At 72.9% G+C, this 13239-nt stretch carries 14 protein-coding genes; 9 read left to right on the top strand and 5 right to left on the bottom strand.

Annotation, left to right across the window (positions count from 1 at the left end; genetic code table 11):
* Positions 1-58: 58 nt before the first annotated feature.
* From ABZX22_RS28135 to ABZX22_RS28125, 3 genes are read left to right on the top strand one after another with little or no spacing between them, the layout of a single operon-like run.
* Entirely contained in the window at positions 59-643 is a 585-nt protein-coding gene (locus ABZX22_RS28135) for a sigma-70 family RNA polymerase sigma factor (protein WP_354914318.1), read from the top strand.
* Entirely contained in the window at positions 630-917 is a 288-nt protein-coding gene (locus ABZX22_RS28130) for a hypothetical protein (RefSeq protein ID WP_354914316.1), read from the top strand. The genes ABZX22_RS28135 and ABZX22_RS28130 overlap by 14 nt, the downstream gene beginning before the upstream one ends.
* 14 nt (positions 918-931) lie before the next feature.
* Positions 932-1306, top strand: a complete 375-nt coding sequence (locus tag ABZX22_RS28125) for a hypothetical protein (RefSeq protein WP_354914314.1) — start codon at positions 932-934, stop codon at positions 1304-1306.
* Here ABZX22_RS28125 and ABZX22_RS28120 read toward each other — a convergent pair.
* From ABZX22_RS28120 to ABZX22_RS28105, 4 genes are all read right to left on the bottom strand, one after another.
* Positions 1278-4625, bottom strand: a complete 3348-nt coding sequence (locus ABZX22_RS28120; RefSeq protein WP_354914312.1) for a hypothetical protein — start codon at positions 4623-4625, stop codon at positions 1278-1280. The genes ABZX22_RS28125 and ABZX22_RS28120 overlap by 29 nt on opposite strands.
* Before the next feature lie 72 nt (positions 4626-4697).
* Positions 4698-5900, bottom strand: a complete 1203-nt coding sequence (locus ABZX22_RS28115) for a hypothetical protein (protein ID WP_354914310.1) — start codon at positions 5898-5900, stop codon at positions 4698-4700.
* Positions 5901-5907: 7 nt separating this feature from the next.
* On the bottom strand, positions 5908-7188 hold the full coding sequence (locus tag ABZX22_RS28110) for an MATE family efflux transporter (RefSeq protein WP_354914308.1): 1281 nt from the start codon (positions 7186-7188) through the stop codon (positions 5908-5910).
* Positions 7185-7562 (bottom strand): hypothetical protein, encoded by a 378-nt coding sequence (locus ABZX22_RS28105; RefSeq protein ID WP_354914306.1) that lies wholly within the window; start codon positions 7560-7562, stop codon positions 7185-7187. The genes ABZX22_RS28110 and ABZX22_RS28105 overlap by 4 nt, the downstream gene beginning before the upstream one ends.
* On the opposite strand from ABZX22_RS28105, the gene ABZX22_RS28100 reads away from it, so the two are divergent.
* Positions 7561-8529 (top strand): aldo/keto reductase, encoded by a 969-nt coding sequence (locus ABZX22_RS28100; RefSeq protein WP_354914304.1) that lies wholly within the window; start codon positions 7561-7563, stop codon positions 8527-8529. The genes ABZX22_RS28105 and ABZX22_RS28100 overlap by 2 nt on opposite strands.
* 7 nt (positions 8530-8536) lie before the next feature.
* Here ABZX22_RS28100 and ABZX22_RS28095 read toward each other — a convergent pair whose 3' ends face one another.
* Positions 8537-8788, bottom strand: coding sequence for a DUF2530 domain-containing protein (locus ABZX22_RS28095; protein ID WP_354914302.1), 252 nt, complete (start codon positions 8786-8788; stop codon positions 8537-8539).
* Between the two features lie 179 nt (positions 8789-8967).
* On the opposite strand from ABZX22_RS28095, the gene ABZX22_RS28090 reads away from it, so the two are divergent.
* From ABZX22_RS28090 to thpR, 5 genes are all read left to right on the top strand, one after another.
* On the top strand, positions 8968-10350 hold the full coding sequence (locus ABZX22_RS28090; RefSeq protein ID WP_354914300.1) for an NCS2 family permease: 1383 nt from the start codon (positions 8968-8970) through the stop codon (positions 10348-10350).
* Positions 10347-10481: a hypothetical protein gene (locus tag ABZX22_RS28085; RefSeq protein ID WP_354914298.1), complete on the top strand. Its 135-nt coding sequence runs from the start codon at positions 10347-10349 to the stop codon at positions 10479-10481. The genes ABZX22_RS28090 and ABZX22_RS28085 overlap by 4 nt, the downstream gene beginning before the upstream one ends.
* Before the next feature lie 312 nt (positions 10482-10793).
* The gene (locus ABZX22_RS28080) at positions 10794-11222 is read left to right on the top strand and encodes a MarR family transcriptional regulator (protein WP_354914296.1); all 429 of its coding nucleotides are present in this window, start codon (positions 10794-10796) and stop codon (positions 11220-11222) included.
* Between the two features lie 23 nt (positions 11223-11245).
* Entirely contained in the window at positions 11246-12466 is a 1221-nt protein-coding gene (locus ABZX22_RS28075; RefSeq protein ID WP_354914294.1) for an MFS transporter, read from the top strand.
* 59 nt (positions 12467-12525) lie between these two features.
* Positions 12526-13071 (top strand): RNA 2',3'-cyclic phosphodiesterase, encoded by a 546-nt coding sequence (gene thpR / locus ABZX22_RS28070; RefSeq protein ID WP_354914292.1) that lies wholly within the window; start codon positions 12526-12528, stop codon positions 13069-13071.
* The last annotated feature ends 168 nt before the right edge of the window (positions 13072-13239 follow it).

The raw sequence follows: 13239 nt of genomic DNA, 5'->3' as shown, positions 1-13239 counted from the left end.
GCGGCCGTTCTCGTCTGCACGTGCTCCGTCGTCGTGCTGCGCCGAAGGAGCCGCTCTCGTGGGTGACCGTGCCTGGCCCGACGACGTGCTGATCGCCGCCGCCCAGCGTGGCGACGTCGAGTCGATCACCGCGCTGGTCTCCGGCTCCCACCCGCACGTACGGCGATTCGCGCATGCCCTGTGCGCCTCGCCCGAGGACGCCGAGGACGCCGCGCAGGAGGCGCTGATCATCCTGTACCGGAAGATCGGGATGCTGCGCGCCTCCGGCGCGCTGGCCTCGTGGATGTTCCGCATCGTCCGCAACGAGTGCCTGCGTCAGGCGCGGCTGATGCTGCGGCAGTTCCCGTCGGCCGAGAACACCCCGTCCTCGGCCGACGGCACGGCCCTGCCGTCGGCCGAGGACGAGGTCCTGGGCCGCCTGGAGGCCGAACGGGTCGCGGCGGCGATCGCCGCGCTGCCCGACGACCAGCGGCGGGTGCTGATCATGCGAGACGTCCAGGGCCACAGCGGGCGGATGGTCGCCGACGCGCTCGGCCTCAGCACCGCCGCCATGAAGTCCCGGCTGCACCGCGCCCGCGCCGCGGTTCACGACACACTGCACGGCACCCTCGACACCGCCATCGGAGGCGATGATGACCACTGACGATCGAAGCTTCGCGAGCGCGTCGGTGCCCCGGCACCTGCTCCGCGGGGTGGTGGGGTTCGGCGCGCTGATCGGGTCGCTCGCGCTCGTTCCCGCGTTCGGCCTCGCCGCCCTCCTGCTCGCGCCGGTCGGGCTGCTCGCCCTGCGCGGCTGCCCGACCTGCTGGGCGATCGGACTCGCGCAGACCATCTCCCGAGGTCGGTTGCGGCGCTCCTGCGAGAACGGCACGTGCGAGCTGACCGTCGCCCCTCCACGGGCGCACAGTCGAACATGAGTACGATGAGTCTCATGTACGTCCCACCGGAGTGGCCGCCCGAGGTCCGCCCGCCCAGCGTCCCCGACTGGGAGAGCTCGGCCGTGGCCTGGCTGCTCGACGCCGTACCGCCCGACTACCGCGGCTACGAGGTGCTCCGCCGCCACCCGATCGCCCTGGCCAGGATGGCCGGCCACCACGTCGACTCGGCCATCGCGGCGGCCAGGGCCGGCTACCGGAGCGCGGCCGTCGACCTCAAGGACCGGCTGCCGCCGCACGCCGTCGAGGCGGTGCTCGACGTCTACCGCGCGGAGGGGCCGCGCCTGGTCCGGCTGGCCCGCTCGATCAGCGTCGTCGAGCGGGCCCTGCGCGGCGAGGCGTTCACCGCAACCTTGCGACAGCGTCCCTGAGCCTGCGCACGTCCCGCTTGCGCGCCTCGTAGGTGGCGCCCACCACCACGAGCAGCAGGCCGCCGAGCGCCATCGGCACCCACCGCGGCACCACGCCGAACAGATCGGCGATCCACGGCGCCAGCTCCCGCACCGCCACCACCGCCACCGTGAGCGCGCCCATGACGGTCGGCGCCTGCAGCCGCCACCTGGCTCCCGCCAGCGTCACGGCCAGCGCCGCCGTACCCAGGAGCAACGCCCTGAGCGGGGTGGCCGCCTGCACCAGGCTCGGCCCGAACGCCAGCGCCAGGCCCGGCCCGTACACCGGCCACGAGGACAGCGCCCTGCCGCGCGCCCCCCACCAGCCGGCGACCAGCAGCAACACCGCGAACGGCAGCGTGTAGGCCTCCACCACCCGCACCTCGAACGCGGCCGCCACCGCGACCACCTCGCCCGCGACGAGCGCCCCGGACAGCACCGTCCAGCCGAACCGTGCCTGCCCCGTTCCGCCCGCGACGCCGCCGCGGCCTCGGACGTCCGCCCACAGCAGTCCGGTGAGCGCCGCGACGGCCGCCAGCGCGGGCAGCACCGCAAGCGTCGCCGCCTGCACCGCCAGCGCCCAGCCCAGCGCCAGCGACCCGAGCCACAGTGCGGCCCCCGCGCTCCCCCGCCTGACCACCGCGTGCCCCGGCCCGCGGGCCGCCACCGCCGCGGCGGCCGCGGCCCCCAGCACCAGCAGAACCAGCACCACCGGGTACGGCACGCGCACCGTCACCGGCACCACCGCCAGCGCGACGGCGCCCGCCGGCACCCCGAACGCCGGCCGGGTCGCCAGCGCCGCCACCGCCCCCGCCACGCCGACCGCGACCAGCGCCAGCGGCCTGCCCCCGGCGAAGGCCGGCGCGCCACTCCACGCGTCCACCACCGGCAGGTACGCCCCCAGCGTCCCGACCAGCACGTCCCCGACGATCAGCACGGCCGCGACCGCCATCAGGACCGCCGTCACCCGCCCGGTGAACGCCGCCCACGAGCCGTCCCGCCCGGCGCTCCCCAGCAGCGTCCCGCCCGCAGAAGTACCGCCGCCCCCCAGCACCCCAGGACGACCGCCACCCGGCAACACCCCCGTGCCGCCACCGGACCCCACCGGCCCCGGGTGACCGGCACCCGGCATCACCCCGGGACTGCCGCCGACCTGCCCCGGCCCGGGACGATCGGTGCCCTCGCCCAGAGGACCCGATCCCAGCGCTCCCCCGGAATCACCCCCCTGCGTCCCGGCGCCCGCGAGAGCGACCGGCCCCTGAGGCGGCGACGCTGACGACGACTGCGACGGTGCCGATCCCAGCGCCGGTGGCGCGCCTCGCGTGCCGTACCAGCCGAGCAGGGCCAGCGCCGCGCCCACCGCGAGCCCCGTCGCCGCCGCGTCCCTGGGAAACACGCCCAGGCCGTCCAGCGCCAGCCACACCAGCCCCGTGCCCGCGAACGACGCCCCCACCAGCGCCGCGGGCCGCCGGTACAGCGCGCCCCACGCCACCAGCAGCACTCCCAGCACCACGTAGGCCACGGCCCGCTCGTTCAGCGACCACAACACCGCGAGCCCGCCGGAAACCCCCGCCGTCCACGCCCACGGCGCAGCACCGCCGAGGATCTCCGCCATCCGCGCCCGAGAACCACCGGCCACCGGCACCCCGCCGGATCCCTCCGCGCGCGCGGCTGCCCGTTCCGTCCCCTCCGCGCGCGCGGCTGTCCGTTCCGTCCCCAGGAGGGCCGCGGCGAGTGTGCACCCCACCGCCACGACCAGCTGGACGGCCACCACCGCCGTGTACGGCAGCCCGTACGCCACCGGCGCCACCAGCACCGCCGCCACCACGGAGACCGGCGCCATCCACCGCGCCCGGCCCACGATCAGCGGCACCGCCGCCAGCAGGACGAACACGACGGGCGCCGACCGCACCATGACGAGTGTCCCCAGACGGAAGGACTCGTCGCCCATCACCGGCGCCTGCAGCAGCGCCAGCAGCGCCTGCGGCACGACCGGCACCGCGCTCGCCAGCGCGAGGCCGACCCCGGCATAGGCGAAAGGCGCGCGCAGCCGTACCGGGAGCCACCTGGCCGCCGTCGCCACCGCCAGCGCGGCCACCGTGTACGGCACCACGCGCCAGGCCGACGGCAGCGGCCCGATCAGCAACGCGCCCGCCGCCACGACGAACGCCGTCGCCGACCCGACGGCCGCGACGCCCCTGCCGACCGCCTCGTCCGACCGGAACGCGACGTACCCGCCGACCGCCGCCAGCACCACCAGCCCGGCCGCATGCCACGGCCCGTGGGTGGCGAACGACGCGAGCCCGGCCCACATCAACGTGACCGTCCCCATGACGGCCAGGCACACCGTGGCCGTGACGCGTGCCGCCCGGCCGCGCGCCGCCGACGTCCAGATGGCGGCGTCGAGGGCGACCGTGGCGGCCAGCGCCCCGCTCGTCCAGCCGCCGCCGTGGCCGATCGACAGCAGCGGCAGCGGCGCCTGCAGCAGCACCACCGCCAGCGGCATCGGCACCCTGAGCGGCAACACCCTGCTGTAGCCGGCCGCCGCCGCGGCCACCACCGCGAGTGTGGCCGCTGTGTAGTCCCACCCGTCCAGGCCGCCGACCAGGCCGACCCTGCGCGCCGCGTACCCGTCGAGCAGCATCAGCGCCAGCCCGAGCACGCCGATGGTCTCCGCGGTCGCGTTGAGCCCACGCCTGAGCAGCAGCGCCGGTACGGCCAGCGTCACCCCGGTCAGGCCCGCGAGGATGACCGCCCTGCCGCCGATGCCGAGGTGGCCCCAGCTGACGACCGTGAACACGATCGCCGCCACGGCCAGCATGAGGCCGCCGAGGATGAGCAGCACGTTCTGCGCCGTCCGCTTCGACACCTCCGGCCGCGCCGCCTGCCCGGGACCGCCGGCACCCGCACCCCCCGGCACCCAGCCACCAGGACCGCCACCCGCACCACTGCCGGCAGCCGCACCCTGCGCCCAGCCGCCCACGCCACCGCCGGCAGCCGCACCCTGCGCCCGGCCGCCCGCGACCGGGCCCGCGGGACCCGGATCGACGCCCTGGGGGGCGACCCCCGGCGCGGGCCGTTCCGCCTGCCCCTGGAACCGGGCGCGGTCGGCGCGCAGGAGGGAGAGCAGGTGCGCCCGGCGCGCGTTCAGTTCCGCCTCGCGCGCCCTGAGACCCGCCAGCGCCCCGTCGACCTGCCAGAGTTCCACCGCTACCGGCCCCGCCAGCGGCAGCGCGCACCGGGGGCAGGCCGTCACGGGCCCGTGGAGGGGAAGCCCGCAATCAGGACAGTTCACGTGCATGCCGAGAACAATGCCGCAACCACTTGATGATCGCTTGCGTCTCGCTACTCAGATACGACTGAGCATCCCGACTCAGCGCGTCTTCCTGGCGATGAACGTGATCACACCCGTGGCGCCCAGCGCCACCGCCAGCCACAACAGGATGTCCCGACCCGTGATCCCGCCCGGGGCGTCCGCCGCCGTTGCCGAGGCGGGCGTGCTCTCCTGGTCCTCCGCCGGTTCGGCCGCCTCCTCGGCCCGCGCCGACGGCGAGGGGGACGGCGACGGCAGCGCCTTGGCGGGCAACGGCACCCGGTAGACCGGGCTGTCGGCGCCCTCGGTCCCCGTGAGCAACGCCGTGCCGTCCCGGGTGTAGGCGATCGACTCCGCCTGGTCCATCGCGGGCATCGACACCTTCGCCAGCTGCTCGTCGAACCCGCTGAACACCGTCGCGGAGAAGTAGGTACGGATGACGAAGCTCGACCCGTCGGGCGCGTAGGCCGCGTCCGTCGCCATGATCGGCGCGGAGCCCACCTTGCGCAGGACGTTCGTCCCGCTCGCCCGCAGCCGCCTGGGCGCCTCGTAGATCGCCCCCGCGAACTGTTTGGTCACCACGTACAGCCGGCCGGTCTTCGGGTTGACCATGATGCCCTCGGCGTTGTGGCCGCCGTCCTCGTAGGTGAACCGGTAGCGCACGGCGGGCAGCGTCGCGTCACGCAGCGTGCCGGGCTCCATCACCTTGTAGACGGAGATGTCCGGCCAGGCGCCGTCGAAGTTGTCGCCGATGTCGGCGAACCACAGCACGCCTCGCCCTGTCGCCGGATCCCTGCTGGCGGCCATCGCCTCCCAGTCACGCGCCTGGGCGCCCCGCAGGGTGAAGGTGGCCCTGGTCTTCCCGTCGTCGTCGAGCGCGTAGAAGACCGGCCCCGCGTCGCTGTCGTTGTGGGTGTAGACGACGCCCTCACGGGTCGGCGAGAGCGCCAGCCCGCTCGACTCGGTGATCCGCGGATCGGAGATCCTGAACGCGACCGTCTCGCGCTCCCCCTCCGCAGGAGTCCCCTCAGCGGCGGGACTGCCCGCGGCAGGCGTCGCCGCGGCGGGACGACCCTCAGCCAGGCTCCCCTCGGCGGCAGCAGGAGTCACCTCGGCGGGCGCGAGGAGCCCGGGCGTGGAACCGGCAGCCGTGGACACGGCGGATGCCGGGACCGCGGGCGTACCGACGGCGAAGGCAGGAGTCACCGGCAGCACGACTGCCACCCCGACCCCAGCAAGCGTGCGAACCAGGACATCCCCCATCCGCCCATCATGCCCCAGCAGTGACCATCCCTATCCGCGCGCTGTGCCGCGAGAACCCGCCGCCCTGCAACAGGACCAGCACGACGTTCATCACCAGCACCGCCGTCCACAACCCCGGCAACCCCGCGAACCCCGCCACGGGCACCGCGACACCCGCGAGCATGCCGTACCCGAGAAGAAAGCACCCCAGGCTCCAGCTCGACCGCTTGAGCGCGGTCAGGCCGAACCCCATGACCGCCTGCCAGCCGTCGGCGACCGACGCCGGCACGAGCAACGGCAGGAGCGCGAGCGCGGTGTCACGCACGCCCGCGTCGCTGGTGAACAGGCCCATCAGCGGCTCGCCGCAGGCCAGCAGGCCCACCGCGCCGACGCCTGACGCGGTGACCGCCAGCAGGACGGCGCCCCTGTTGACCCGCCTGGCCCGAGCAGCGTCGGCGGCGCGGGCGATCTCAGGAACAGACGCCTGGGCGACCGCGAGCGCCGCCACCATGAGCAGCCCCGCCAGCGATCCGAGGAGGGCGTGCGCCGCCGCGTTCCGCGTGCCGGTGCCGGCGGCGGCGTAGGTGACGACGGCCAGGGCGCCGAACTTGACGAGCGTGGTCGCCGACAGCGGCAGCCCGACCCGGGCCAGTTCGGCGATCTCCCGCGGCCTCGGACGGCCGGGCCGAAGGGACTGCCCGCGCAGGCCCGGCACGCGCATCAGGGCGAGGTTCGAGACGAGCATGCCGGCGGCCGCCGAGCCCAGCGCGGCGAGGCCGACTCCTCCGACGCCGAGCGACGGCGCCAGCACGACGATCAGCGCCACCTCGACCGCCGTGGCCGCCAGCGCGGACCACAGCACCTGACGGCTACGGCCCAGCGCGATGAGGACCGAGTTGGCGCCGCCGCCCGCCGCCAGCACCACGACGCACGCCGCCAGCAGCCAGGGCAACGCGCCCAGCTCGGCGACGACCTCACCGGGCGCGCCACTGGCCGTCGCGATCAACGGCACGCACGTCATGACGGCCGCACCCAGCCCGCCGACGCCGTAGGCGAGCCAGCGGGCGTCCTTGAGCACGGGTAACGCCGCCGCGGGGTCGCCGGTGTGCGGCGCGACGAACGGGACCATCCCCCGCACCGCGCCCGCCACCGCCGCGACCACCGGGTTGTACACGGCCAGCGCCAGCGCGAGGGCCGCGAGCGCGGCGGCCGACCGGTTGCCGAGGACGGCGCTGCCGACCAGGTGCGCCACCATGCCGGAGACCATCGACAGGAAGAGGGGTACGGCGGCGCCGATCAAGGCCTTCACGAGACGACATGCCTATCAGCCGTGACCGACAGAAACGCGAGCCCCTGCAGGGCCACCAGCAGCAGGTGGGTGGCCAGCACGGCCGTCCACAGCCCCACCAGTCCCCAGGCACCCACCACCGGCCCGGCGGCGACGACCAGCAGGCCCCAGCCGACGGCGACGGAGCGCAGGCTCCGACCGGACCTCTTCATCGCGGTCAGCGCGAAGCCCAGAACCGCCATGCTCGACCCGAGCGCGACCATCACCACCGCGGACACCTGCGTGCACACCGCCGGGTCGCCGGTGAACAGCCGGACCAGCACGCCGTCGAAAGCCAGCGTTATATCGAAAGGACTGGCCTGGAGTTGGGTCCAGGTTCTTAGGGTGGGTCTCATGGAATACGTGAACCTTGGACGCAGTGGCCTCAAGGTCAGCCCGCTCTGTCTCGGCACGATGAACTTCGGCCCCGAGACCACGGAGGAAGACTCCTTCGCGATCATGGACAGGGCCCACGAGCTCGGCATCAACTTCTTCGACACCGCCGACGTCTACGGCTGGAAGCTCGGCGAGGGCGTGACCGAGAACATCGTCGGCCGGTGGTTCGCCCAGGGCGGCGGCCGCAGGGAGCGCACGGTCATCGCCACGAAGTTCCACGGCAGGATGGGCGAGTGGCCGAACGAGGGCATGCAGTCCGCGCTGCACATCCGCAGGGCCTGTGACGCCTCGCTGCGGCGGCTCCAGACCGACTACATCGACATCTTCCAGGCCCACCACATCGGCAGGGAGACCCCGGTCGAGGAGTTCTGGGAGGCGATCGACGTCCTGCGCCGGCAGGGCAAGATCATCTACGCGGGCTCGTCCAACTACGCCGGCTGGCACATCGCCAAGGCGCAGGAGGCGGCCGCGAAGCGCAACATGTTCGGCCTGGTCAGCGAGCAGAGCCACTACAACCTGCTGACCCGCGCGGTCGAGCTGGAGGTGCTGCCCGCGTGCGAGGACTACGGCCTGGGCGTCATCCCCTGGAGTCCGCTGGCTGGCGGCCTGCTCGGCGGCGTCCTCCGCAAGATCGACAAGGGCCGCTCGGCCGCCGAGCACATGGTCAAGCAGCTCGAGAAGCACCGCGACAAGATCGAGCAGTACGAGGCGTTCTGCGACGAGCTCGGCGAGGATCCCGCGCACGTCGGTCTGGCCTGGCTGCTGACCAGGCCCGCGGTGGCCGCGCCGATCATCGGCCCGCGCACGATGGAGCAGCTCGACGGCGCCATGCGGACGCTGGAGATCAGGCTCGACGACAAGGCCCTCGCCCGGCTCGACGAGATCTTCCCCGGGCACAGCCCCGCCCCGGAGGACTACGCGTGGTAGCGGAGCCCTAGATCGGCGGTTCGACGGGGGTCTGGTCGGCCGGAAGCTGCCTGCGGCTCCTGCGGTCGACGAACCAGTAGCCGAACCCGCCCAGGACGATGCCCGTCACGCAGGTCCAGATCCACCACTCGTGGCCCGGCCCTGGCCGTACGATCAGCAGGACGGCCAGGGCGACGGCCCACAGCCCTGTCCCCACGAGCACGGCGGCCCGGTCGTTGGTCTCGAGCGGCTCGGGGTCGGGACGCCATGCCTGCTTCACGTCGTCCAGACTAGTCGACGTCCCGTTTCGCGCGATATGGCGGCAAATCAGTCTCGATCAGGTCGCAAGGTCTTTTGGCAGGTGGCAAGCCCTGCCACTCTTCGCGCGTGAAAGACACGATAACTCCCCCTCTTTCCGGTCTTGACCGATTCTTCGCCATCTCGGCTCGTGGTTCGACGGTGTCCCGCGAGGTCCGCGGTGGCTTGGCCACCTTCTTCACGATGGCCTACATCGTCGTGCTGAACCCGATCATCATCGGCACCGTCAAGGACGTCCAGGGCCAGTTCATCGGCGACGGCCTGGCCGCGAACCTGCCGCTGGTCGCCTCCGGCACCGCGTTCGTCGCGGGCCTGCTGTCCATCCTCATGGGCGTGGTCGGCAGGGTGCCGTTCGCCATGGCGGCGGGCCTCGGTCTCAACGCCTTCGTGACGTACGGCATCGCCTCCCAGATGACCTGGGAGGCGGCGATGGGCCTGGTCTTCCTCGAGGGCGTCATCATCGCGATCCTCGTGCTGACCGGGTTCCGCGTGGCCGTGTTCAACGCCATCCCCGCCCAGTTGAAGACCGCGATCAGCGTCGGCATCGGCCTGTTCATCGCGCTGATCGGCTTCGTGGACGCCGGTTTCGTCCGCCGCGTCGCCGCGGGACCGCCGCTGGAGATGGGCATCGCGGGCGCACTGACGTCGTGGCCGCTGCTCGTCTTCATCGTCGGCCTGCTGGCGACGGCCGTGCTGGTGGCGCGCAAGGTCAAGGGCGCCATCCTCATCGGCATCGTCGGCACCACCCTGCTGGCGATGGTCGTCGAGGCGCTCACCAACACGGGCCCGGCGTCCAAGACGAACCCGTCGGGCTGGCAGCTGAACGTCCCCACCCTCCCCGAGCAGATCTTCGGCTTCCACAACCCGCTCACGCTGTTCACCGAGTTCGACCCGCTCGGCGCGTTCAGCCAGGTCTCGGTGATCCTGGCGATCCTGTTCGTCTTCACGCTGCTGGTGACCGACTTCTTCGACACGATGGGCACCATCGTGGGCGTCGGCCGCCAGGCGAACCTGGTCGACGAGGACGGCCAGATGGCGCGCACCCGCGAGATCCTGCTCGTCGACTCCATCGGCGCGGCGGCCGGCGGCGCGGGCTCGGTCTCGTCGAACACGACCTACATCGAGTCGGCCTCCGGTGTCGCCGAGGGTGCGCGTACCGGTCTGGCGGCCGTGGTCACCGGTGTCCTGTTCCTGCTGTCGATCCTGGTCGCGCCGCTGGTCGTGGTCGTGCCGTACGAGGCGGCGGCGCCCGCGCTGGTCGTGGTCGGCTTCATGATGATGACCTCGGTCCGCGAGATCGACTGGAACGACTACGGCATCGCGATCCCGGCGTTCCTGACGATCGTCCTCATGCCGTTCACCTACTCCATCTCGAACGGCATCGGCGCGGGCTTCCTCAGCTACGTGCTCATCCAGCTGGCGAGGGGCAGGCGCAGCGACATCCACCCGCTGCTGTGGGTGGTGGCGGCGCTGTTCGTCGTCTACTTCGCGCTCGGCCCGATCAGGAGCCTGCTCGGCATGTGACGTCCTCGACCCGCCAGGCCGGGGTGGCCTGGCGGGTCCGCGCGATCACGGCCAGAGCCACGCCGACGAGCGCGGCGGCCACCGGCAGGGCCGCCGTGACCGCACGCGGCCAGTACCGTGTCGCCGCCTGACCAGGCCGGCCGCCGCGAGCAGCGCCACGCACGCCGCCGTCGCCACCGGCACCCCGTCGCCACCGGCCGCCCTCGCCACCGGCCCCGGCGTCGCCCCTCGAGCGGGAACGGCCGGCCGTACTCGTGGGTGAGAGCCGACAGGGCGGGAACCGCGAGCGTTCCGCCGGCGCCCACCAGGCCGCGGTCACCCAGAATAAGAAGTGCGCGGCGCACTGTATCAATGGGTGAGACAAACCCAACTGAAGGGAATATCGTGGCAAACCATATAGTTAGCAAGGGTAATGAGACGTGCTAACGAATCCCTCGCACAAGATGGACCTGCGCAGCGACGCGGGCCTGGCCTCAGCCCTGCGCGTGTCGCTGGCGCGGCTGACCAGGCGACTCCGACGACAGGCAGCGGCACACACCCTGACACCCACGCAGTTCGCGACGCTCGCCGCCGTGGAACGGCATTCAGGGATAACCCCCGGCGAATTGGCCGAGCTCGAGAAGGTGCAGCCACCCTCGATGACACGGGTGATCGCCGCGCTCGAGGAGCGCGGGTTGGTCGCGCGCTCGCCGCATCCGACCGACCGGCGGCAGGTGACCGTGGCGGTGACCGACGCCGCCAAGGCGCTGCTGAAGGAGGAGCGCCGGTTGAAGGAGGCGTGGCTGACGCAGCGCTTGAAGGAGCTGACACCCGAGGAGCGGGCAGTGCTCCGGCAGGCGGCGCCGATTCTGGAGAAGCTCAGCAAGATATAGAGCCTGACGAACCCAGGACCGGAATGTTCCGGTCGCTACGGGTTCACAACTACCGGCTGTTCGCGGCCGGAGGCGTCGTCTCCAACGTCGGCACCTGGATGCAGCGCACCGCCCAGGACTGGCTGGTGCTCGACCTGACACACGGCAGCGCGGCGGCGCTCGGCGCCACGACCGCGCTGCAGTTCCTTCCCCAGCTGATGTTCGGCCTGTTCGGCGGCGTGCTCGCCGACCGCTACCCCAAGCGCCCCGTCCTGATCGTCGCCCAGTCGCTCATGGCGATGCTGGCGCTGACGATGGGCGTCCTCACCGTCACCGGTTCGGCCCAGGTCTGGCACGTCTACACGATGGCCTTCCTCCTCGGCGTCATCTCCTGCGTGGAGGTGCCGACCCGGCAGGCGTTCGTGGTCGAGATGGTGGGTCGCCGCGACCTGCCCAACGCGATCGCGCTGAACGCCTCGATCTTCAACCTGGCCCGCGTGGTCGGTCCCGCCGTCGCCGGCGTGCTGATGTACGCCATCGGCACCGGCCCGATCTTCCTGCTGAACGCGCTGACCTTCGGCGGCGTCATCTCGAGCCTGCTGCTCATGCGCAGGTCGGAGCTGACCCCGGCCGAGCTCGTCCCGAGAGCCAAGGGCCAGCTGCGCGAGGGCCTGCGCTACGTCGTCGAACGCCCGGAGCTGCTGCTTCCCATCCTGGTGATCGCGTTCATGGCGATGTTCACGCAGTCGTTCTCGATGTCGATCGCGCTGATGGCGCGCCAGGTCTTCGGGCAGGGAGCCTCGTCGTTCGGTGTGGCCTCCAGCGCCTTCGCCGTCGGCGCGCTCGCCGGGGCCCTGCTGGCGGCCCGCCGGGCCCGCCCGACCCGCAGCCTGCTCATCGCCGGCGCCGTCGGTTTCGGACTGTTCCAGGTGGTGGTCGGGGTGGCCCCGTTCTACCCGGTCTACCTCCTGCTGCTGGTCCCCACCGGCATCGCGCTGATCACCGTCAACACCGCGGCCAACTCGCTGGTCCAGATGTCCACCTCGCCCGAGATGCGGGGCCGGGTCATGGGCATCTACGTCCTGGTCTTCACCGGCGGCGCCCCGATCGGCGCGCCCCTGATCGGCTGGATCGCGGATATGGGCGGCCCCCGCGTCGGCGTCATGCTCGGCGGGGTGCTCACGCTGGCCGGCACCGGCCTGGCGATCCTCCTCACCCGGTTGATCACCACCCGGCTCACCCGGCCGGCCCTCGCCACCGCCTGACGGCCGGCGACCGGAGCCCCGCCCGCCGCCCCAGGGCCGCGGGCGGGAGAATCGGTCCTGTGAGACTGTTCGCCGCGATCATCCCGCCGCCCGAGATCCTCGACGAGGTGGCCGCCGCCCTGGCGTCCGTCGCGGGGCTGGTGGAGGGCGTGCGCTTCCCCGACCGCGCGACCTGGCACCTCACGCTCGCCTTCTACGGGGACGTGCCCGAACGCGTCCTGCCCGACCTCGAGGAACGGCTGGCCCGCGCCGCCGCCCGCCATCCCGTCAAGCGGGTGGCCTTCACCGGCGCGGGCGCCTTCGCCAAGCGCGTGCTCTGGCTGGGCCTCACCGGCGACCCCCTGGTACGGCTCGCCGCCTCCGCCAGCGCGGCGGGGCGGCGGGCGGGAGCCGTACAGACCGATGACAAGCCGTTCCGCCCGCATCTCACGGTCGGCCGCACCCGCCACCCCACCGACCTGCGCCCCCTGGTGGAGGCGCTGTCGTCGTTCGCCGGGTCGAGCTGGTCGGCCGATGCGGTCGATCTGGTCCGCAGCCACCTGGGCGCCTCGGTGAGGTACGAGTCACTGGGGCGATGGGCTCTCGCACCCGATGAGCGGGGTTAGGCTACGCCGCGTGGACCGTCCTCGTTTCTGGCTTCTCCCGACCGTGCTCGGCGTGCTGCTGCTCATCGTCATCGTCGGCGCGGCGCTGACCTGATCTCGCCGCCGGCGCCGGCCCGACGCGGCTTCAGGGAAGCCCGCGGGAAGCGCCCCGGAAGGCCAGGAGCCTCC

It is taken from the genome of Nonomuraea sp. NPDC003804 (genome assembly GCF_040610675.1).
In the GTDB taxonomy this organism is placed as follows: Bacteria; Actinomycetota; Actinomycetes; order Streptosporangiales; family Streptosporangiaceae; genus Nonomuraea.
Note: the sequence above shows the minus strand (reverse complement) of the source record. Positions and strands in the feature narration are given on the sequence as shown.

Bases quoted from the DNA above. Each gene is read 5' to 3' on its own strand.
- ABZX22_RS28130 (WP_354914316.1), top strand. From the start codon at position 630: ATGATGACCACTGACGATCGAAGCTTCGCGAGCGCGTCGGTGCCCCGG.
- ABZX22_RS28125 (WP_354914314.1), top strand. From the start codon at position 932: ATGTACGTCCCACCGGAGTGGCCGCCCGAGGTCCGCCCGCCCAGCGTC.
- ABZX22_RS28120 (WP_354914312.1), bottom strand. From the start codon at position 4,625: ATGCACGTGAACTGTCCTGATTGCGGGCTTCCCCTCCACGGGCCCGTG.
- ABZX22_RS28115 (WP_354914310.1), bottom strand. From the start codon at position 5,900: ATGGGGGATGTCCTGGTTCGCACGCTTGCTGGGGTCGGGGTGGCAGTC.
- ABZX22_RS28100 (WP_354914304.1), top strand. From the start codon at position 7,561: ATGGAATACGTGAACCTTGGACGCAGTGGCCTCAAGGTCAGCCCGCTC.
- ABZX22_RS28105 (WP_354914306.1), bottom strand. From the start codon at position 7,562: ATGAGACCCACCCTAAGAACCTGGACCCAACTCCAGGCCAGTCCTTTC.
- ABZX22_RS28080 (WP_354914296.1), top strand. From the start codon at position 10,794: ATGGACCTGCGCAGCGACGCGGGCCTGGCCTCAGCCCTGCGCGTGTCG.
- ABZX22_RS28075 (WP_354914294.1), top strand. From the start codon at position 11,246: ATGTTCCGGTCGCTACGGGTTCACAACTACCGGCTGTTCGCGGCCGGA.